The following is a 20,713-nucleotide window of genomic DNA, read 5'->3' as shown; positions in this document are numbered from 1 at the left end:
CAAGTCGATGAACTATTGTATTCTTGCTTTGTCACATTTTTACAACGCAACAGCAATCTCCCGTTGATAATCGCTTGTCCTGCTCTCTCGTTCAGGAGGCCGTTGTTTTTCCATTATAAGTCCAGACATCACACAATGCAGTTCGCCCATCGCTCGCCACTTTGGATTGTGCTAACCCTTATGCATGACCACAGAAACATCTGGCGACTTCTTCGAAACGCTCCCTGTCTTCGAACACTTCGAGGGTGTTTCGGACCCCGGCAACTATAAGCCACTCCCGGATGACTGGGTGTTGGCAACGGCCGATATTGTTGAGTCGACCCTCGCGATCAAGGCGGGACGCTACAAGGCTGTAAACATGGCCGGCGTGAGTGTCATCTCTGCTCTCCTCAACGTGCTCGACAGGAAAAACTATCCCTTTGTTTTCGGTGGCGACGGGGCATTGGTGGCACTACCGGCATTCACCGTTCCGCGCGCTCGCGAAGCGCTGGCAGCTGTACAATCCTGGGTTGCCGATGAACTACAGTTAAACCTGCGTGCCGCCCTTGTCCCCATGCGCGATATCCGCAATGAGGGTCTTGATGTGCGGGTCGCCCGCTTCAGGGTGAGCCCCGACGTTTCTTACGCGATGTTTGCCGGTGGTGGGGCGAGTTGGGCGGAAGCGCAGATGAAAGCAGGCGCCTACGCGATCGAACCTGCTCCTTCCGGTACGAGGCCTGACCTGACCGGTCTTTCCTGCCGTTGGAATCCGATTGAGGCACGCAACGGCGAAATCATGTCGATCATCGCAGTGCCGGGGCCATCAGGTGCCAGCAAGGAATTCCAGACGCTTGTCAGCGATATCGTTGCCGTTACAGCCGAGCAGAGCCGCGGCGCCCACCCGCTTCCCGCCGAAGGCCCGCCGATAAACTTGTTGATCAAGGGTGTCGATGTCGAAGCGCGGGCCACCGCCCCGGTGGGTAAACGCCTTTCGCGCAAACTCGCGATTATCGGACAGATTATTTTAACTTTTCTGCTCGACAGGCTCGGACTTACTGCGGGCGGCTTCGATCCCAAGCGCTACAAAATCGAATTGTCGCAAAATTCCGATTTCCGCAAATTCGACGACGGCCTCAAGATGACCATCGACATCGATGGCCAGCGTTCGCACCGCATCGAAATGCTGCTCGAAAACGCTGCGAAAGCGGGCATCGTTCAATATGGCTTGCACCGGCAGGATGCCGCGCTGATTACCTGTTTCGTGCCGACGCCACGCGCCCACGACCACATTCACTTTATCGATGGCGCAATGGGTGGCTATGCTATGGCAGCAAGCAATCTGAAAGCGAAAATGTCTTAGGACGCCGGTCGGTCACGCCTTTACAACATGCTCGGCCATTAGCCCCAGCCTGGTAAAGACATTCCGCGTATCGAGGATGAGAGGCGCCCATTTCGCGAGAGCGGCGTAGTCAACGCGATCATGATCGGTCGAGATCAAAATGGCATCGTAGGATCTGATTGAAGTCTCGTTGAGGTCCACCGACCTGCGACCCTTCAACGCCATGTATTCACGCGTTGTCGGGATTTCGTCAACGAAAGGATCATGATAATCCGCTGTTCCACCACGTTCCTCGATGATCTCGATCAGCCGCAATGACGGGCTCTCGCGGATATCCGGCACATTCTTCTTGTAGGCCAGTCCCAGGACAAGAATACGACAACGGCTGAGCGCCTTGCCTGCCCGAACATCAAGCGCCTCCGCAAGCTTGCTTACGACATGGCGCGGCATGGCGGAATTGATTTCACCGGCCAGCTCGATGAACCTTGTCGGTAGCTCATATTCACGCGACTTCCACGTCAGATAAAACGGATCGATGGGAATGCAATGGCCGCCGAGTCCCGGCCCAGGATAGAAGGGCATATAGCCAAAAGGCTTGGTCTTCGCTGCTTCGATGACCTCCCAAACATCAATACCCATTGCCGCGTAGACAGTCTTGAGTTCGTTGACGAGCGCGATGTTGACCGATCTGAAGATGTTTTCCGTGAGCTTGACCGCTTCCGCTGTCGCATTGGACGAGACCGGCACCACGGTTTTTACCGCCGCACCATAAAAGGCCTGCATCAACTCGCGTGCCTCCCCGCCGTCGCCCGCAACGATTTTCGGGATCGTGGCAGTCTGGAAGTCGCGATTGCCAGGATCTTCGCGTTCCGGCGAAAATCCGAGGAAAAAGTCCGTGCCGGATCTGAGACCGGTTTTTTCCAGGATTGTCTTGACCACCTCGTCGGTCGTGCCGGGATAGGTCGTCGACTCAAGCACGACCAGTTGCCCGGGGCGCAAGGCCGCCGCAATCGAGCGGCAAGTCGCCTCGACAAAGGAAAGATCTGGATCGCGATGTTTCGTCAGCGGCGTCGGCACGCAGATGATGATGACATCGCACTTTGCAAGTTCGGAAAAGTCACTTGTCGAGCCAAACCTTTTCGCGGCCATTTCGGTTTTGAGAGCCTCGTCCGTTACCGCTTCGATATAGGAGCGCCCCGCATCGAGCGAGACTTTCTTGCCCGGATCGATATCGAAGCCGGTAACGGCAAAACCGCTGCGCGCCAGAGTGATCGCAAGCGGCAATCCGACGTAGCCAAGCCCTATAACACCGGCGTGGGCCTGCCGCGTTGAGATTTTACCGGAAAGGTCGGAAAAAGGGGACGAAGCCAATATGTTCTTTCTTGTACAAGCGCCGCTGCCGGCTATCGGGTCGGTTTTAGATGGCCGCTACGACGTTGGCTGTCAAGCGTGGACGGTCGCGACCTGTCTCGAAGATTCTTCAAGAAATCAGGCCGCATGTCTGTCGACAGGTTGCTCACGATCAAGTGACAATTGCCTATTGTTTCGATCGGGCAAGATGCCCATTTGAGAAAACGCAAACAACGACTGACAGAGGACCTCCCGCCGAACTACCCGCCTGAGCTGTATCGGATCGGAGAGATTGCGGTGTTATCACCCTGTCGCCGACGTTGACACCACTATCCGATTCGCTCATCTTCCTCGCGTTCTCTGACAAGTCCGTGCGATCGATCACGCTTGCTTGGGAGCAACGACTGGGTGCGGGAAAGTGGACGTGGCTCGCATTTGCAAGGACGACAACGGATGAGCACGACCGAATTTGACGTATCCAGCATACTTCTCGACAAGGTAGCCGATTGGCTCACACAAACTTCGCTTGCCGGGGAAAATCTGGAGACCATTGTGCGCGGCTTTTGCGAACGTATCGCAGCGGCGGGCCTCCCGATCGCCCGCGTCAATCTCTCGTTTTCAATGCTGCATCCGCTCTACGATGCGTTGGGATTCACCTGGAAACGCGCGAGTGGCATGAGTGTTGAAGGGTACCGGCACGACCCGGCCGGAAAGCCTGAACGCTTCCTGCTCAGCCCCTACTTCTATCTTCTCAGCAACAATCTGGAACATTTGCGGCGACGCATCGACGTCGATGGACAACTCGAATTCCCGGTCCTCGACGAGTTGAAACAGGAAGGTGTCACCGATTATCTCGCTTTCTTGCAGCCTTTTGGCGGTCAGTCGACGCAGGGCATGATGGGTTCCTGGTCAACCGACAGCAAGGAAGGGTTTAGCGATGCCATGATCGCGGCGCTCCTGCGATTGCAAAACCATCTGGCAGTTGCCGCGAAAATGGCTGTCCTCGGCAAACTCGCTGATAACATGCTGACCACATATCTCGGCGGCAATGCCGGCAAGCGCGTCCTGAACGGCCAGATCAGGCGTGGTGATGGCGACACGATAAGAGCCGCTCTCGTCATGGGCGATATGCGCGAGTCTACCGTCCTGGCCGAAAAAGAGGGCCGGCAGGCCTATATAGATACGCTCAATCATTTTTTTGATGCTATTGCGGCCCCGTTCAATCGGGGTGGCGGCGAAATTCTCAGCTTTATGGGCGACGGCTTTTTGGCGGTCTATCCCTGCGGTCGTCACAAGGATCCGTCGAAGATTGCTTGCCAAACCGCTCTCAACGCGGTGTTCAAGGCGCAGGCCCGTGTCGCAGAACTCAACAAGGAGCGGCGCAAGGACGGTCTTGGCGATATTCGCTATGGCATTGGCCTGCACGTCGGTAACGTCATGTTTGGCAATGTCGGTCTGAAAGACCGCTTGACTTTCTCGGCTTTCGGCTCTGCCGTAAACGAAGTGCAGCGCTTGCAGGGCCTCACCAAAAAATATTCGCGCGAGGTTATCGCCAGTCAGGCATTTGCCACCTATTGTGGTGGCGACTGGGTCACCTTGGGCGAGGAAAAATTGCGCGGTGTTGGACAGAAAGTCACGGTTCTATTGCCAAAATCTTCTGAACAAACAGCCCAGCTTGACGATGCGTATGATCAGGTCACCTATGATGGCCTGTCAGATGCAGAACAGGTTATGCTGTTGCATCGCGATGCCAAGACCCAGGAACGGCGGCCCATGATAGACAAATTCATGCAATGACAGGAAAGATCATCGCGATGGCTCTCCTTGCCGCAACTCTCAACCTATCTGATGCGGCAGCAGAGCCAGGAGGCGACACGCTTTTCGATGGTTTCGACGGCAAGGATTTTGCGGCAAGTGGCGGACTTTACTACCGCAAGAATCTCGAGCAGCGGGCTGGTAGTTTCGAGTTCCAGTCCGACGTCAAGCAGACCGGTACGGGCGCCCTGAAGCTGAGCGTCAGGCCATTTTGCCCAAACGTCAAACAGAACTGCAGTGAACGGGCAGAGATCTGGGAGAAAACCGACCGTCGTGTGCCCTATAGCGAAGGGGTCTGGTATGGTTTTGCCGTCAAGTTCGCCGATCCAATTCCAGAAGGCGACCATCGCTATCTTATCGCGCAATGGAAGCGTGAGATCGGGCCCGACGCGGTCGGTGATTTCAGTCCTTTCCTGGCGCTGCGCCTGAACCAGGGCAAACTGTTCGCGACCGTCGAAACCAATTATGTCGCGTCTTCCAAAGCGGAAGGGACGGGTACTATCCAGGCCTGCGCAAACACCCAGACGCCGGTCTGGTTCCGGCCGGACACAAACCAGATGCGCGCACTCATAGCAACCGACGGGAACTGGACACCTCAGGACGGCAGCCAGTTCAATAGCTGCACCGATGCGATCACCGTGACCGATCATGGCAACAAACTGCCTTCGCCAGATTCCGGCTGGATTGATTTTGCCATTTACACAAAGCCCGGTCCTGACGGGTCCGGCCATATCGAGATTTTCGCCAACAAGAAATGGATCGTGACAGTCAAAGGGCATATCGGTCACGGCGACAACGGCCTTGGTAAAAATCAGTATTTCAAATTCGGTCCTTATCGAGCTGCCGATAAGACTGAGTGGACCCTATATTACGATAATTTCCGCCGCTCGCCGCGCTGTGAAGACGTGCTTGGTCCGGGGATTTGTCCCGCACCTTGATTGTTTTTAATAGATCTCGAATTTCCAAGACGCCATATCGCTTTGAATTCCGTGCAAAGCTGATCATCGCACAGCCTCCGCCAAAGGTATGCGATGCTATCGGCACATAGAGCCAGCTAGACTCCCCCAAAGCCGTGCGATAGGTTCAATTTTAAGTGAGCAACGAACAAGGCTCCGAGGGAACAATTGGCTGAAATGAAGTCGGAATCTGATCTGTTGCGTATCGAAAATCTCGGCATTTCGTTTTCGATGCTTGGCGGACGTTTGCAAGTCGTCAAGGGCGCCAACCTGCGCGTTCTCCCGGGAAAAGTAACTGCTCTGGTCGGTGAATCCGGTTCGGGAAAGTCTGTTATCAGTCAGTCCGTTATGGGAATCCTGCCCAATACGGCAAAGGTCACCGGGAAAATACTGTTCACTGATCCAATCGACGGCAGAAGCACGGATATTCTGCAATTGTCACGCGATGGGCCTGAAATTCGGGCGTTACGCGGCAGCCGCATGGCGAAAATCTTTCAGGAGCCGATGACATCGCTGTCTCCGCTGCACACCGTTGGCAATCAGATCAGCGAAGTCCTGGCCATCCACACCGACGCGACAAAGGACGAACGACGGGCCAAAACCGAAGAAATGCTTGGACTCGTCGGCTTTGCCAAGCCAAGTCGCACCTATGACATGTATCCGTTCGAGCTTTCTGGTGGTATGCGCCAGCGTGCCATGATTGCTATGGCGCTCATCTGCCGTCCTGCCCTCCTCATCGCCGATGAGCCGACCACGGCGCTCGATGTGACGATCCAGGCACAGATCCTCGAACTGCTGCGCGATCTCCAGCACAAGCTGAACATGGCAATGCTGCTCATCACCCATGATCTCGGCGTCGTCGCCAATATGGCCGACGAGGTGGTGGTCATCTATCACGGTGAGATCATGGAGGCAGGACCAGTCGAGGCCATATACCGTCGGCCGCAGCATCCCTATCTGAAAGGCCTCATGGCTGCCGTACCCCATTTCGACATGAAGCCTGGTGAACGCTTGAAGGCACTGCGCGAGGTCCCGGTCAATTCGAACACATTGTGGGCAAAGAAAAAGCAGATCGAAAACGCGCCGGAAATTCTTCTTTCCGTTCGCGACCTGGTGAAAGCCTATGGCATCCGCAAATCGGGCCTGTTTGGCAAGCAGGACAAGACCTTGGTCAAAGCGGTGGACGGCATCAGCTTCGATATCAGGCGCGGCGAATGCCTCGGTCTTGTCGGCGAGAGCGGCAGCGGCAAAACCACGGTCAGCAAAATATTGATGCGCGCTATCACACCCGACAGCGGCTCCGTCACCTTTGATGACGGCAGGGGCAAGATCGATGTTCTCAAGGCGCAGGGCGACGAGCTCATGGAGTTGCGCACCCGCATCCAGATGGTGTTCCAGGATCCGGTCTCATCGCTCTCACCGCGCATGACCGTGCAGAACATCCTCAGCGAACCGCTGGAGATCCATGGACTTGGCGACAATGCTTACCGTCTGGAGAAGGTGCGCGCGCTGATGCAGGCCATCGGTCTCGACCAGCGCTATCTCAACCGCTATCCACACAGTTTTTCCGGCGGTCAGCGCCAGCGCATAGGTATCGCCCGTGCTCTTGCGCTTGGGCCGCAACTCTTAATTTGCGACGAGCCCGTCTCAGCGCTGGACGTTTCAGTTCAGGCGCAGATCCTCAATCTTCTCAAGGACCTGCAGAAGGAACTCGGGCTCACTTATCTGTTCATTTCTCACAACCTTGCCGTTGTCGACTATATGGCGGACCGTATTGCCGTCATGTGTGGAGGAAGGATTGTCGAGATAGCACCGCGCGAAATAATACTTCGTGACCCGGTTCATCCCTACACGCGCTCGCTGCTGGCGGCTGTGCCTTTTCCCGATCTGGACAGGCCGCTTGACTTCGAGACATTGAAGATGGGTGGCGCTTCGGACCAACACTCCTGGGGTGCCCAGTTCGCCGGTGACGGCGACAGTGAGACCCTGGCTCCAGCCGATCTGGGTGGCGGCCATCTCGTCCTGGCGCACCGCAATGCCGATGCAAGGGAGTTACGTTCGTGGTAACGCGCCGCACTGTCCTTGGTACTTTTGGCCTCGGTGCGCTGGGTTGTGCGATGCTGCCGAGCCTGGCAAATGCCGCCGACCGCGATATTGAGCCGGAATATCTTGCGGAGCAATTGCGCGCGCGCAGTTTGCCCCCCCTTTCCCAACGATTGCCAAAGCGGCCGCGCATTGTGCGCCTCAAGCAAATGGGGCGCACCCCAGGGCAATATGGCGGAACGGTTCGCACGATCATCGGCAGTGCCAAAGATATACGGTTCATGACCATTTACGGTTATGCGCGGCTGATTGGCTATGACGAACGTCTGGTTTTCCAGCCTGATATTCTTGAGGGCTTTCAGTCCGAAAACGACACCGTGTTCACTTTCACGCTCCGCGAAGGCCACAAATGGTCGGACGGGTCTCCATTTACCGTCGATGATTTCCGCTATTGGTGGGAGGACGTCCTGCTCAATAAGGATCTGACACCTGGCGGTGGCTCCATGGTGTTGCGCGTCGATGGAAATCTGCCGCGCTTTGAAGTCCTCGACGAATGGACCATCCGCTACTCCTGGGACAAGCCAAATCCGGACTTCTTGCCAAATCTCGCCGGGCCGCAGCCTTTGGTTCTCGTCGGGCCATCAGCCTATCTCAAGCAGTTCCACAAGGACTATCAGGACCAATTCAGGCTTTCCGCCTTGATGCAGGAACAGCGGGTGAAGAAGTGGGCTGACCTTCATATCAAAATGTCACGAACCTACCGGCCGGAGAATCCCAAGTTGCCAACGCTTGATCCGTGGCGAAACACGACAGCGCCGCCGGCGGAGCAATTCATCTTCGAACGCAACCCGTTCTTCCACCGCGTCGACGAAAACGGCCGTCAACTACCCTATATCGACCGCTTCGTGCTCAATGTCAGTTCATCCTCTATCATTCCCGCGAAAACGGGCGCAGGAGAAAGTGACCTGCAGGCAACCGGCATCGATTTTGCTGACTACACCTTTCTGAAGGACGCGGAAGACCGCTATCCTGTGAAGGTTGATTTGTGGAAAATGACTCGCGGCTCGCGCGTTGCAATCCTGCCGAATCTCAATTGCGGCGATGACGTCTGGCGTGGGCTGTTTCGTGACGTGCGGGTGCGACGGGCTTTGTCGCTTGCCATCGACCGGCACGAAATTAATATGGCGGTGTTTTACGGTCTCGGCGTTCCCAGTGCTGATACACTTTTGCCCGAAAGTCCTCTGTTCAAGCCCGAGTATGCTAATGCGTGGATCGATCACGATACGGAACGGGCCAACGCGCTTCTTGACGAGGCCGGATTGCAAAATCGCGATGCGGACGGCATTCGCCTGCTCCCGGACGGCCGGCTAGCCGAGATCACAATCGAAACGCCGGGCGAGAGCTCCGTGGATACGGATGTGCTTGAACTCGTCACGGATCACTGGCGCAAGATCGGAATCGCGCTGTTCATTCGCACATCCCAGCGCGACATTTTCCGCAGCCGTGCCATGGGCGGGCGCATCATGATGTCGATCTGGTATGGCATGGACAACGGCGTGGCAACTGCCGACATGAACCCGGGACAGCTGGCGCCCACGATGGACGATCAGCTGCAATGGCCGCTCTGGGGAATGCATTACCTGTCGCATGGCAGCCAGGGCAAGGCAGCGGACCTTCCTGAAGCGATTGCGCTTACCGAGCTTTTGGGGCGCTGGCAGCGATCCGCCCACATGGCGGAGCGCACTGAAATCTGGCAGCAGATGCTGGCCATCTATACCCAGCAGGTATTTTCGATTGGGCTTGTCAATGGCACGCTGCAACCGATCGTGCGTACATCACGTTTGCAGAACGTTCCCGAAAAGGGCCTCTACGGATTTGATCCCACATGCTATCTCGGCATTTACATGCCTGATACTTTCTGGCTGAGCGGGGAGCAGGTCTAAAGAAATGCTGCGTTATATACTTTGGCGTATTGCTGCGATGATCCCCACCCTCTTGGTCATCTCGGCCCTGGTCTTTACCATTATCGAGTTGCCGCCCGGCAATTTCTTCGAAAGCCAGATCGCGGAGCTCCGTGCCCAGGGCGAAACCGTCAATCTGCAGGAGATTGAGGAACTGCGCCACCAGTATGGTTTCGACCGACCGCCTGTGCTGCGTTATTTTCATTGGCTAGGCGGCATGCTTCAGGGTGATTTCGGCTATTCCTTCGAGTACCAGCTGCCCGTGAGCGAGGTGGTGGGAGAACGGATGTGGCTGACAATCCTCGTCTCTTTCGTCACTATCTTGTTCACTTGGGTCATCGCCTTTCCTATCGGCATGTACTCAGCCACACATCAATACAGCTGGAGCGACTATGGCCTGACGTTGTTCGGGCTTCTCGGCATTGCCATCCCCAATTTCATGCTGGCGCTCATACTGATGTACTTCGCCAATATCTGGTTCGGCACATCGATTGGCCATTTGATGGATCAGAAGTTTCTGGGCGAACCGATGAGCTGGGAAAAAGCGCGGTCTATTCTTTCCCATCTGTGGATTCCAGTCATTATCGTTGGCACAGCGGGCACAGCCGGCATGATCCGGCGTTTGCGCGCCAACCTCCTGGACGAGTTACAAAAGCAATATGTGATGACGGCGCGCGCCAAAGGGCTTCACCCGTTCCGCACGCTGGTCAAGTACCCGCTTCGAATGGCGCTGAACTTCTTCGTTTCCGATATCGGTTCCATATTGCCCTCGATCATCTCCGGCGCTGAAATCACCGCGATCGTTCTTTCATTGGAAACAACCGGCCCGATGCTGATCAAGGCCTTGCAAAGTCAGGATATGTATCTTGCAGGCTCCTTTTTGATGTTCCTTGCACTCCTGACGGTCATCGGCGTGCTCATATCGGATATTGCGCTTGCCTTTCTTGATCCGCGCATTCGCTTGCAAGGCAGGAGTACCAAGTGACGGCACCGCTTCCTCCGCCCGGCGCGCCCCTGCAACATTACGTTTCCACCGCCCCGTTCGATCCCATGTCGATCGAGGCGATGACGGATGCGCAGGCGAAAATCCATCTTGCATCACAAGCGCGTTTGATGTGGTGGAAATTCAAGCGGCACAAGCTTGCTTTGGCATCCGGCATATTTTTGCTCGTGCTTTACGGCATGATCATTATTGCCGAGTTTCTGGCACCTTACAATTTGCACACGCGTAACGTCGACTTTATCCATTCGCCCCCACAGCGGGTGCATCTGTTCCATGACGGAAAGTTTGTTGGTCCGTTTGTTTATGGCCGGCAAATGAAACTGGATATGGAATCGCTCAAGCGTATCTACACAAACGATCGCAACGATGTTCAGCCGCTTCGCTTCTTTTGTCGTGGTGACAGTTACCGTTTCTGGGGGCTGATCGAGGGTAATGTCCATCTTGTCTGTCCGGCAAAGGACGGCCAGATGTTCCTGCTTGGCACTGATCGTCTCGGCCGTGACGTATTATCCCGCATCATCTATGGTGCGCGCATATCGCTGACTATCGGCTTGATCGGCATAACCATCAGTTTCGTTCTCGGCATCGTCATCGGCGGACTTGCAGGCTATCACGGCGGCTTGTTCGATCTGCTGGTGCAGCGCGTCATCGAAGTGTTGCAATCATTGCCTAGCCTGCCGCTATGGATGGCATTGGCGGCTATCATGCCGGTGACGTGGAGTCCTATCCTGATCTATTTCGGCATCACCATCATCCTTGGCATGCTGGACTGGACCGGGCTTGCTCGTTCCGTGCGCTCCAAGCTCCTTTCGCTGCGTGAGGAAGACTACGTGCTCGCGGCGCAGTTGATGGGTGCCAAGAGCGGCCGGATTATCGGGCGGCACCTGGTGCCCGGATTTATGTCGCACCTGATCGCCACGGCCACAATTTCCATACCTGGGATGATCCTCGGAGAGACCGCACTGAGTTTCCTTGGGCTTGGCCTCAGACCCCCGATCACCAGTTGGGGTATTCTCTTGACCGAAGCACGCAGCGTCAGCGTCATCGCTTTTTATCCCTGGCTGCTGTTTCCAATGATTCCTGTCATACTTGTTATCCTGGCGTTCAATTTCTTGGGAGATGGGTTGCGTGACGCTGCCGATCCCTACAGATAGGGAAACGAGAATCCGATGAGTTCGCATTCTCACGATCGTTTCGAATGCACTGCGCGGGTCAAACCGCAAAACAAGGGGGTTTGACCATGATGCGGCGTTTCGAAGATGCCCGGATCTTGATGTATAGCCACGACACCTTCGGCCTTGGCCATTTGCGGCGGTGCAGGACGATTGCCCATTCGCTTGTCGAGGACTACCGTGGGCTCAATATCCTGATTATATCCGGCGCAACGATCGCGGGTGCATTCGATTATCGCGCCCGCGTCGATTTCGTGAAAGTGCCTAGCGTAATCAAGCTTCGCAATGGCGAATACACCTCCCTTGCACGCCACATCGATCTGCATGAAACGCTGAAGATGCGCCAGTCGATCATCCGGCATACGGCCGAGACCTTTCAACCCGATATCTTCATCGTCGACAAGGAACCAATGGGGCTGAAAGGCGAAGTTGAGGAAACCCTCGCCTATCTTAAATCCCGCGGCACGACACTTGTCCTTGGCCTGCGTGAGGTCATGGACGCGCCGCATCTGCTCGAGGCCGAGTGGAAGAACAACAATGTGATGCGGAAGATCGATCAGTTCTACGACACGGTCTGGGTCTATGGTCCGCCGGATTTCTACGATCCGCTCATCAACCTGGATGTGCCAGTTACCCTGCGCGACAAGATGAAATTTGTCGGGTTTCTGCAACGGAGCCTGTCGAACGACAACACCCCAACCCATGTTCCCGAGGGCGATTATATTTTGGTGACGACGGGCGGCGGTGGCGACGGGGCCGACCTCGTGCACAATGTCATCCACGCCTATCAGCAAGATCCGACCCTCCAGCACAAGGCATTCATCGTGCTCGGCCCCTACATGCCGGCGAAGCAGCGGGCGAAACTGGTCAAGAAAGGCGGAAAAATTCCCTACATCCAGGTCATCGAGTTCGACAATCGCATGGAAGAATTGATCGCAGGTGCAAAGGCCGTGGTGGCAATGGGTGGCTATAACACCTACTGCGAGATTCTGTCTTTCGACAAGCCCGCACTGATCGTCCCCCGTGTCCTGCCACGCGAAGAGCAACTGATCCGGGCCACGCGCGCCGCCGAACTTGGTCTCATCGAGATGCTTCTACCAGAGGAAGCCGAGGATCCCTTGCGCTTTGCAGAGGTGCTCAAGCGCTTGCCGGATCGTCCCCCGCCATCGCAAACCGGCAAGGGTGAAGGCATGCGGCTGGAGGGTCTCGTGCATATATCCGAGATCGTCGGCGACTGGTTGGACGAACGCGAACAGCCATTGCCCGCAGTCGCGGAATAAGAGAATAAACTTGTCAGTACGCCTCAAGACATTGGTGATTCTGAAGGGCTATCCGCGCCTTTCGGAGACATTCATCGCGCAGGAACTACTCGGACTGGAGCGCGCAGGCTTCGACCTGACACTGATCTCCATGCGAAAGCCGACGGACAAGAAACGTCATCCGATCCATGATGAGATCAAGGCGCGCGTCGTCTATCTGCCCGAATATCTCCACGAAGAACCAATCCGAGTGTTCCGTGCACTGATGGCATCGCGGAAAAAGCCTAATTTCAAGCCGCTTCTCCTGCGGTTCTGGAAAGACCTGCGTCGCGATATGTCGCGCAACCGCATCCGTCGTCTCGGCCAGGCACTTGTCCTTGCCCATGAATGGCCGGACGCAGGCGAATGGCTGCATGCCCATTTTATCCATACGCCGGCTTCCGTCGCACGCTATGCCAGCATCATGACAGATGTGCCCTGGACCTGTTCGGCCCATGCCAAAGACATATGGACCTCCCCCGACTGGGAATTGATCGAGAAACTCGGCGCGGCGCGCTGGAGCGTCACGTGCACGCGCGCTGGCTTTGAACACATGCGTGAGCTGACAAATCGAAAGGAACAGGTGCATCTGAGCTATCATGGTCTTGATCTTGCCCGCTTCGGATATTTCTCTGGCGTCCGTCCGAGCCGCGACGGTTCGGACAGCTCGGATCCCGTGCAGATATTGAGCGTCGGCCGTGCCGTGCCGAAGAAGGGCTACGACATCCTTTTGCAAGCACTGGCGCTCCTTCCTGTTCGTCTACACTGGAGGTTCGTTCATATTGGCGGGGGCGATGAACTGGCGCGATTAAGGCCGCTTGCCGAAAAGCTCGGCATCGCCGACCGCATCACCTGGAAAGGCGCGCTTGCGCAGGAGGATGTTCTTTTGCACTATCGCAGCGCCGACATGTTTGCCCTCGCTTGCCGGGTCGCAGCAGATGGAGACCGCGACGGCTTACCGAATGTGCTTTTTGAAGCTTCCAGTCAAAACCTTGTCTGCATCTCAACGAATATTTCCGGCATACCCGAGCTTCTGACCGGCGGAGAAAACGGTTTCGTCGTCCCTCCGGAAGATCCCCGACTGCTGGCCGTTGCACTTGAACGCGCGATCCGCGAACCTGACCTTCGATACCGCTTGGGCAAGGCCGCCGAGAAACGGGTGCGTGAACACTTCGATCATAATTCGAGCATCCGCCAATTGACCCGCCTTTTTGAGAGCGAATGGCAAAAACCATGAGCGAACCGCGCGTCCTTTTTTACGTTCAGCATCTTCTTGGCATAGGTCATCTCGCCCGCGCCAGCCGCGTCGCCTCGGCGCTGGCCGCTGACAAGTTCGATGTCACGGTTGTAACTGGTGGATCGAAGGTTTCGGGTTTTCCAGGATCGGATGTCAAATCTGTCGCATTGCCCACAGTGCTTGCGGGCAATGGCGGATTTTCAGGTCTGGCAGATGAGTTCGGTAATTCGATTGACGATGAATTTCTGGCTCGCCGCCGCGATCTCCTGCTCGAAGCGTTTCACCAAATCAACCCATCTATCGTCATCATCGAAGCGTTCCCTTTTGGACGCAGGCAGATGCGATTCGAACTTGTGCCATTGCTGGGTGCCATCAAGGCAATGTCGCCGCGGCCGAAGCTTCTAAGTTCAGTCCGTGATATCCTGCAGGAGCGCACCAAGCCGGGCCGTGATGAAGAGACGGTTCGCATCATCAAGGCACATTTCGACCATATCCTGGTTCATGGCGACCCGTCATTTGCAACGCTTGCCGATACGTTTCCGCTGGCAAAGAAGATTGCCGACAAGATCATCTATACCGGTCTGGTTGCAGGTCCTGACCCGGTCGAACCATCGCAGGTCTTTGATATCGTTGTGTCTGCCGGTGGCGGGGCCGTGGGGTTCGACCTGATCCGATCAAGCCTGGAAGTGGCAAAGCAATCGGCATTCGCGGGATCGTGGTGCCTGATAACCGGACCCAATCTGCCGGAACGCGATTTTAATGCCTTGTCGGCACAGGCTCCCGGCAATGTGAGCGTCGTCCGTTTCCGCCAGGATTTTCCATCATTGCTCAAAGCAGCCCAGCTTTCAATTTCGCAGGCAGGATACAACACGGTATGCGATATTCTGCGCGCGCAGTGCCGTTCCATCCTTGTCCCCTTCGCGGCCGGTGGCGAAACGGAACAGAGTGTACGGGCCGCACGGCTGGAAGCCCTCGGCCTCGCCATCACCTTGCCCGAAAACGGCCTCAACGCCGGTATTCTCGGCAATGCCCTTGAGGCCGCGTTGGCACAGCCAAAACCATCATCACATAGGCTTGATCTCGACGGTGCCGAGCGCACGGCCGGGGTGTTAGGAAATCTCCTCTAGTCAAGCACTATCCTTCAGCGACAGCACCCGCGCTTATCCCTCGGACTTCCTGAAAATCATCTGTCGCAATGACAACCAGATGCCAACGCCTGCCAATTGACAACGCAACGTTCCGTCCCCATGTCATATAGCCTTCACGAACCTGATGCTGTAGGCTGGGACGATTCAATCATGGAGTTCGTCCATGTGCTCTTCAAACGTTTCAGTATTTGAAATTTCAGCTGAATTCACAGCCCACGGTCGCCCATGGAAACAAGTCTAACACGCTATATCTGGTCGAACACGCGGCTGCAGCAGATATGGATTCTGTTTGTCGTAGCCGTCTCGATGATTCCGTATTTCATGTCTTTCGACCTGCCAAAACAGATCGTCAACGGTCCCATCCAGGGGAACGGTTTCGAGACCCCAGGCGCGACCCGCACCTTCATGCATCTCGAATACAACCTTCCCGCTTTCGGCAAGGTGGTGTTTTTCGACGGCCTTGAACTCACGCGTTTCCAGACATTGATGGCGTTGAGCCTGGTTTTCCTGCTGCTCGTCATCATCAACGGTTTGTTCAAGCTCTATATCAACACCTACAAGGGCCGTCTCGGCGAGCGCATGTTGCGACGAATTCGCTTCGAGTTGATTGACCGCGTGCTGCGTTTTCCGCCGGCGCAATTCAAGCGGGTAAAATCGGCGGAAATTGCAACGATGATCAAGGACGAAGTGGAACCTATGGGCGGTTTCACGGGGGACGCTTTCGTTCAGCCGGCATTGTTAGGCGGGCAAGCTATCACGGCCCTCGTCTTCATCATCATGCAGAATTTCTGGCTTGGTATGATTGCCGCAGGGATTGTCGCGGTCCAGGGCGTCGTGATTCCCCGCATGCGCAAACGGTTGCTTGAACTCGGACGCCAACGTCAGCTCACGGCGCGCGAATTGTCTGGCCGTGTGGGTGAGATCGTCGATGGCATTGGTACCATTCACGGTAATGACACATCGAACTTCGAACGGGCCGACATCGCGTCGCGTCTGGGCCTCATTTTTTCGATCCGGTACGATCTCTATCAATGGAAGTTCCTGGTCAAATTCATCAACAATTTCCTCGCACAGGTCACTCCGTTTCTATTCTATTCGATCGGTGGCTTTCTGGCGTTGCAGGGAAGGCTCGATATCGGCCAGCTCGTTGCCGTGATCAATGCCTACAAGGATCTGCCGGGGCCGTTGAAAGAGCTGATCGATTGGGACCAGGCCCGTCAGGATGTCCAGGTCAAGTACAATCAGGTGGTAGAACAGTTCAACGTCGACATGCTTGTTGATTCGAAAATCCAGGCTCTGGCACCCGATCCCGTCAACCGTCTTGAGCATTCGCTGCACGCGGTCAACCTGACGCTTTCCGACGACAGCGGTGCACCCTTGCTCAGACATGTCACGCTGGAGATCAAACCGGGCGAAACCGCCGCCATCGTCGGCAACAGCGGAAGCGGTGCTGAGGCCCTCGCCGAGGCCTTTGCACGCCTTATCTGGCCCGAGCAAGGCCGTATCACCATCGATGGCAAGGACATCCTCGAACTGCCAGAATCAATAACCGGCCGCCGCATCGCCTATGCAGCATCTGATACGTACTTCTTCCACGGAACCTTGCGCGATAATCTGCTTTATGGCCTCAAGCATGCGCCCCTGACCAAGGTCGAGTATGACGGAGCAAAAGCTGCGAAGAACAAATGGAACATCAACGAAGCGCGCCGCGCGGGCAATCCCGAACTCGACGTTAACAGCGACTGGGTCGATTACGTCTCCGCGGGCGTGACAGGGCCTGACGATCTCTTCAAAGTTGTGCGCCCGGTCCTTGATGCGGTTCTGATTTCTCAGGACATTCTCGACATGGCTTTGCGTTCCAATGTCGACATCGAGACACACGCCGATTTGACCGATCGCATCGTCGAGTTGCGTCAGGCGCTGCGCAAACGATTGAAGAAGGAAGATCTCGACGATCTCGTCGTTCCGTTCAAGCTGGATGAATATAACCCTCAAGCCACCGTTGGTGAAAACCTGCTATTCGGCAGCATGAGGCGACCGATGATGACGAATCGAAAACTGGCGGCGCATCCCTATTTCCGCTCGGTGTTGCGCGAGAACGACCTTTACATCGATCTTTACAATATGGGTCTGGAGATCGCGGCCAATGCCGTCGAGCTTTTCGAGGATCTGCCGCCGGATCATCCGTTCTTCCAGCAACTGACCTTCATGACCGCCGATGATATCCCGGCCTATCAGGTGTTGCTGCAAAAATTGCAGGGCCGCGGTATCGACGCGGCGTCGGCAGACGAACGAACGAGTATAATCCGCCTGAGTTTCTCCTACATCGAGCCGAGGCATCGCTTTGGTCTTTTGAACAGCCAGCTCATGGCCAAGATCGTCGATGCGCGCGCACGTTTCCACCAGAATATGCCGGACGATCTCAAAGCTGTCATCGAACGCTATGATCCTGAACGTTTTATCTCTTCGGCGACACTTCTCGATAATGTCCTCTTCGGCAGGATCGGCTTCACCCAAGCCGATGGTTCGGATCGCCTACGTACCATTTTGCGCGACCTGTTCGACCGTCTTGGCCTGTTCGAAAGCGTCCTTTCGATTGGCATGGATTTCGATGTCGGATCAGGTGGCAAGCGATTGACCAATGTGCAGCGCCAGAAGCTCAACGTCGCGAGAGCCCTGCTCAAGCGTGCCGATTATGTGATATTCAATCGCCCATTGCCCGCACTTGATCAACGCGTGCAAGACCACATCACACACAACATCATGGAGGACTTGCACGAAGAGGGCCACGCGCCTGCGATCATCTGGGTTCTGTCAAACACTGCACTTGCCAATCTGTTCGATCGCGTGATTGTATTCGACAAGGGAACACTGGTCGAAGATGGAACACACGCGACTCTCCTTGAGAAAAACGGTATATTCAAGGAGCTGGTGTCATAAGGGGAACAGGAGATCTTTTGAGAATTCAGCTTTACGCCCGTCTGGCTGAAATTATCGAAAAGTCTCTATCAGGGGGTTGTGGACGTTGATGCTGCTGAAAGATGAAGTTGAAATGTTGCGGCGGGTACCGCTGTTTTCGGGCGTTGCGCCGGCCAAGCTCAAGCTTCTGGCCTTCACGTCCGAGCGCGTCAGCTACAAATCCGGCCAGACCCTGTTTCGCCAGGGTGATCCAGCCGATGCAGCCTATGTCATCCTCACTGGCGGTGCTGATATTCTTTCCGATTCCCCAAGCGGTGAGATCAAAGTTGCGGAGATAGAGCACGATTCCATCGTCGGCGAAATCGCGATCCTGTGTGACGTTTCGCGAACTGCGACGGTCCGGGCAAATTCGGCACTCGAGGCCTTGCGCATCAGCAAGGATCACTTTCTCAAGCTCCTGAGTGATTATCCGGAGATGACCATCGAGATCATGCGTGTTCTTGCCGACCGTTTGAGCCACACAACAACCGAACTCAGCGAAGCGCGCAGCAAGCAGAAGCAGGCAGCGAAATAGCGGGGTTGAACTGGCGGAATGCTCCTCCTCCTGCGTTCAATCATTGGCTGACTGGTCTTCGTTGCGCATGATTGACCCGCTGGTTAGATTTATCCGGAAGTCACGCGAGGGCAGACCCGACAGATATCGCCCCATCATGCGCAACAGGCGCGCGAATTTTCCCTGAGCGCCGCCAATCTCAAGTGCGCAAGAGCTCGCGTACATCTCGATCAGCAAACGATAGGCCGCAAGCCGATCCGGCGATATGCGATCCAATGCCAGTTCACTGCCCATACGCAGCCGGTACCAATCGCCGAGCAGATCGAGTACCGGGATAAGATCAAGGTGTTCAATTGCGTTTTCATTATAATCGTCGGAGGTTTTGCTGACGCGTTTTGCATGAATAAGTGCCTCGGTGTCCTCGATCGCAAATGGCTGGTCACATTGGCTGAGCACGTACAAATCCCCAAGATTGAGCCGCGCCATAGTTCTCGCCATGTTGTTCGGCCATTCGCGCCGCAAATAGCGATGCACAATCAACTGGTCCATATGTTCCGACAGGAAATCTCCATAGTCAGTGGCATCGAGCATACGACCGGTGTTCTTGCCTGTAACATTGATCTCAGTACGATAATGTCGATTGATCACAGGGTCGATCGGCAGATGCTCGATGCTGACCGTTTCAACCCTTAACTCCGTATTGTCCAGCGTTGCCACCTTGAAGGCCGGAGGAAAGGCAGTAAGCGACGGCACGCCGATATTGACGAGGAAATCGTTGCCGTGCCGCACCAGCGCCGTATCATTGATGTGAAGATGCCCGCTGAAATGAACTGAGATGCCTGCATGAATGGCCGCACGCGCCACCGCATCTGTCGGTGTCCGTTTCGTGGATATCGTTTCACCTATCAGTGACCGCTCGTCCTCTGCTGTGCCATTGAGCATATCCAGCAACGGATAGTGTGAGAATGTCAGCAGCCGCTTGCCGTCTCGCCTGGCTCTCTCGGCGACATCTTTTGCCCAATGCAGCGCGAAGCGCTTATGCTTGAGCATGGCATTCCAGCCGGCATTGGTGCTGTCGACGAATGCCCCCGCATCCCCTTTGGCAAAGACGCCGTTGCGCGGTTCGAACACATTGGCATCGATCATCAAAAGCCAGAGACCCGCAACCGGCTCTATCAGATAGGATGCATCCATTAACCGATACTGGTTCAATCCGTCGTCCGAACACACTGAATAAAGCCGCTTGGCTGGATCGTCATGGATCCCGAACGGTGTCTCCCAATGCAAATCCGATGGCCTGCGAAAGAAGCCGATATCCGGCACCGCCAGCAATCCGGCGGGGTATCCCGAGCAATACATCCTGTTGGTAACCACCATACCGTCTGCATCGTCATCGACGAATTCATCATCGCTGGCGACGATCGTATAGGTACCATCCGGATTAAGCAGGCGTTTGGCGTGGTGCTTGCCGTCTGGGCCGAAGATATCGTGGTTGCCCGGGACAGCGATAAAAAAAAGTCCGTGTTGGCGGGTGTAGCTGTCAAGCAGCTGCCGCAACGCTGCAAGCGTCGCAATCTGGCCGTCATCGGAATAGTCACCCAACAGAACGACATATTTGATGCCGCGGGTCACGACCTCGTCCAGTGCCCCTCGCAGAGCATAATAGCTTTCGTTGAACACCCGGGTAGAGCGCACCGTGTCGGTCAGCCGTCGCGCTGTCATTTTGCGCCCGCCAACATCAATGCCGTCGAAATCATAGTTCCCATAAAGATCGTGGAAATGCGCATCGGCGATGACAGCAATCGGCGGAAACGTCAAAGAAGACATGAATCATCCGTTCCGTGGTGAAGAAAGTCAGCATATTTATACGTTTGTATCAATAATTGTCATAAAGCTTAAAATCCAAATCGCTATCGCTTACATATGATCTGACGCAGATT

General features: G+C 55.5%; 14 protein-coding genes. 12 read left to right on the top strand and 2 right to left on the bottom strand.

The window, feature by feature from the left end; genetic code table 11:
• The first annotated feature begins 184 nt into the window (after positions 1–184).
• On the top strand, positions 185–1,339 hold the full coding sequence (locus tag FHS21_RS12820) for a DUF3095 domain-containing protein (protein ID WP_183662101.1): 1,155 nt from the start codon (positions 185–187) through the stop codon (positions 1,337–1,339).
• Positions 1,340–1,351: 12 nt separating this feature from the next.
• Here the strand turns inward: FHS21_RS12820 and FHS21_RS12815 are convergent, their stop codons facing one another.
• Complete coding sequence (locus FHS21_RS12815) at positions 1,352–2,689, bottom strand: nucleotide sugar dehydrogenase (RefSeq protein ID WP_112532366.1); 1,338 nt, start codon at positions 2,687–2,689, stop codon at positions 1,352–1,354.
• 432 nt (positions 2,690–3,121) lie between these two features.
• Here FHS21_RS12815 and FHS21_RS12810 point away from each other — a divergent pair, with 432 nt between their 5' ends.
• The 11 genes from FHS21_RS12810 to FHS21_RS12760 all read left to right on the top strand — a co-directional run bounded on the left by FHS21_RS12810 (position 3,122) and on the right by FHS21_RS12760 (position 18,794).
• Positions 3,122–4,465 carry an adenylate/guanylate cyclase domain-containing protein gene (locus FHS21_RS12810; RefSeq protein ID WP_112532365.1) on the top strand — a complete coding sequence of 448 codons (1,344 nt, stop codon included), beginning with the start codon at positions 3,122–3,124 and terminating at the stop codon, positions 4,463–4,465.
• A 17-nt stretch (positions 4,466–4,482) separates the two neighbouring features.
• On the top strand, positions 4,483–5,421 hold the full coding sequence (locus FHS21_RS12805; RefSeq protein ID WP_376772105.1) for a polysaccharide lyase family 20 protein: 939 nt from the start codon (positions 4,483–4,485) through the stop codon (positions 5,419–5,421).
• Positions 5,422–5,616: 195 nt separating this feature from the next.
• Entirely contained in the window at positions 5,617–7,506 is a 1,890-nt protein-coding gene (locus FHS21_RS12800) for an ABC transporter ATP-binding protein (RefSeq protein WP_183662093.1), read from the top strand.
• Positions 7,500–9,425, top strand: coding sequence for an ABC transporter substrate-binding protein (locus tag FHS21_RS12795; RefSeq protein WP_112532362.1), 1,926 nt, complete (start codon positions 7,500–7,502; stop codon positions 9,423–9,425). Before FHS21_RS12800 ends, FHS21_RS12795 begins: the two co-directional genes overlap by 7 nt.
• 4 nt (positions 9,426–9,429) lie before the next feature.
• Entirely contained in the window at positions 9,430–10,428 is a 999-nt protein-coding gene (locus tag FHS21_RS12790) for an ABC transporter permease (protein WP_112532361.1), read from the top strand.
• Positions 10,425–11,600: an ABC transporter permease gene (locus FHS21_RS12785; RefSeq protein WP_112532360.1), complete on the top strand. Its 1,176-nt coding sequence runs from the start codon at positions 10,425–10,427 to the stop codon at positions 11,598–11,600. The genes FHS21_RS12790 and FHS21_RS12785 overlap by 4 nt, the downstream gene beginning before the upstream one ends.
• Before the next feature lie 86 nt (positions 11,601–11,686).
• The gene (locus tag FHS21_RS12780) at positions 11,687–12,898 is read left to right on the top strand and encodes a glycosyltransferase family protein (protein WP_112532359.1); all 1,212 of its coding nucleotides are present in this window, start codon (positions 11,687–11,689) and stop codon (positions 12,896–12,898) included.
• A gap of 10 nt (positions 12,899–12,908) precedes the next feature.
• Positions 12,909–14,153, top strand: coding sequence for a glycosyltransferase (locus FHS21_RS12775; RefSeq protein WP_112532358.1), 1,245 nt, complete (start codon positions 12,909–12,911; stop codon positions 14,151–14,153).
• Positions 14,150–15,280, top strand: coding sequence for a glycosyltransferase family protein (locus FHS21_RS12770; protein ID WP_183662090.1), 1,131 nt, complete (start codon positions 14,150–14,152; stop codon positions 15,278–15,280). Before FHS21_RS12775 ends, FHS21_RS12770 begins: the two co-directional genes overlap by 4 nt.
• Before the next feature lie 246 nt (positions 15,281–15,526).
• The gene (locus FHS21_RS12765) at positions 15,527–18,241 is read left to right on the top strand and encodes an ABC transporter ATP-binding protein (protein WP_112532357.1); all 2,715 of its coding nucleotides are present in this window, start codon (positions 15,527–15,529) and stop codon (positions 18,239–18,241) included.
• Between the two features lie 88 nt (positions 18,242–18,329).
• A complete protein-coding gene (locus tag FHS21_RS12760) occupies positions 18,330–18,794 on the top strand; it encodes a cyclic nucleotide-binding domain-containing protein (protein WP_112532356.1) in 465 nt (154 codons plus the stop codon).
• Positions 18,795–18,830: 36 nt separating this feature from the next.
• Here FHS21_RS12760 and FHS21_RS12755 read toward each other — a convergent pair whose 3' ends face one another.
• Positions 18,831–20,600, bottom strand: a complete 1,770-nt coding sequence (locus FHS21_RS12755) for a metallophosphoesterase family protein (protein WP_112532355.1) — start codon at positions 20,598–20,600, stop codon at positions 18,831–18,833.
• Between the last annotated feature and the right edge of the window lie 113 nt (positions 20,601–20,713).

The organism is Phyllobacterium trifolii (genome assembly GCF_014192095.1).
GTDB lineage: Bacteria > Pseudomonadota > Alphaproteobacteria > Rhizobiales > Rhizobiaceae > Phyllobacterium > Phyllobacterium trifolii.
Note: the sequence above shows the minus strand (reverse complement) of the source record. Positions and strands in the feature narration are given on the sequence as shown.

Bases quoted from the DNA above. Each gene is read 5' to 3' on its own strand.
- FHS21_RS12820 (WP_183662101.1), top strand. From the start codon at position 185: ATGACCACAGAAACATCTGGCGACTTCTTCGAAACGCTCCCTGTCTTC.
- FHS21_RS12810 (WP_112532365.1), top strand. From the start codon at position 3,122: ATGAGCACGACCGAATTTGACGTATCCAGCATACTTCTCGACAAGGTA.
- FHS21_RS12805 (WP_376772105.1), top strand. From the start codon at position 4,483: ATGGCTCTCCTTGCCGCAACTCTCAACCTATCTGATGCGGCAGCAGAG.
- FHS21_RS12800 (WP_183662093.1), top strand. From the start codon at position 5,617: ATGAAGTCGGAATCTGATCTGTTGCGTATCGAAAATCTCGGCATTTCG.
- FHS21_RS12790 (WP_112532361.1), top strand. From the start codon at position 9,430: ATGCTGCGTTATATACTTTGGCGTATTGCTGCGATGATCCCCACCCTC.
- FHS21_RS12780 (WP_112532359.1), top strand. From the start codon at position 11,687: ATGATGCGGCGTTTCGAAGATGCCCGGATCTTGATGTATAGCCACGAC.
- FHS21_RS12770 (WP_183662090.1), top strand. From the start codon at position 14,150: ATGAGCGAACCGCGCGTCCTTTTTTACGTTCAGCATCTTCTTGGCATA.
- FHS21_RS12765 (WP_112532357.1), top strand. From the start codon at position 15,527: ATGGAAACAAGTCTAACACGCTATATCTGGTCGAACACGCGGCTGCAG.
- FHS21_RS12760 (WP_112532356.1), top strand. From the start codon at position 18,330: ATGCTGCTGAAAGATGAAGTTGAAATGTTGCGGCGGGTACCGCTGTTT.
- FHS21_RS12755 (WP_112532355.1), bottom strand. From the start codon at position 20,600: ATGTCTTCTTTGACGTTTCCGCCGATTGCTGTCATCGCCGATGCGCAT.